At 70.3% G+C, this 661-nt stretch carries 1 protein-coding gene; it reads left to right on the plus strand.

What is annotated here, in order from left to right; translation table 11 throughout:
* Window positions 1-661 (plus strand): vitamin B12 dependent-methionine synthase activation domain-containing protein (locus UK12_RS32890; RefSeq protein ID WP_045306876.1); only part of this gene is annotated, 661 nt, incomplete at both ends.

Below are 661 nucleotides of genomic sequence, written 5' to 3' on the forward strand. Positions count from 1 at the left end.
AACCGGGTGCCGGCTCCGCCGTTCTGGGGGGACCGGATCGTCAAGGGGGTGCCGTTCGCGGACTACGCGTCCTGGCTGGACGAGGACGCGCTGTTCAAGGGGCAGTGGGGGCTGAAGGCGGCGCGGGTCGGTGCCGGGCCGTCGTACGAGGAGCTGGTGGAGACCGAGGGGCGGCCGCGGCTGCGGATGTGGCTGGACCGGTTGCAGACCGAGGGCTGGCTGGAGGCGGCCGTGGTCTACGGCTACTACCCGGCGGCGTCCAAGGGTGACGATCTGATCGTCTACAACGAGGACGGCTCGGAGCGGACCAGGTTCACCTTCCCGCGGCAGCGGCGTGGGCGCCGGCTGTGCCTGGCGGACTTCTTCCGTCCGGAGGAGTCCGGTGAGAAGGACGTGGTGGGCCTGCAGGTGGTGACCATGGGCAACCGGATCTCGGAGGCCGCGAACGAGCTGTTCGCCGCCAACGCCTACCGGGACTACCTGGAGCTGCACGGTCTGTCGGTCCAACTGGCTGAGGCGCTGGCCGAGTTCTGGCACGCCCGGGTCCGCTACGAGCTGGGCTTCGGCGACGAGGACCCGCAGGACGTCCGCGACATGTTCGCCCTGAAGTACCGGGGTGCCCGTTTCTCGCTCGGCTACGGGGCCTGCCCGGAGCTGGAGG

The organism is Saccharothrix sp. ST-888 (assembly GCF_000955975.1).
In the GTDB taxonomy this organism is placed as follows: Bacteria; Actinomycetota; Actinomycetes; order Streptomycetales; family Streptomycetaceae; genus Kitasatospora.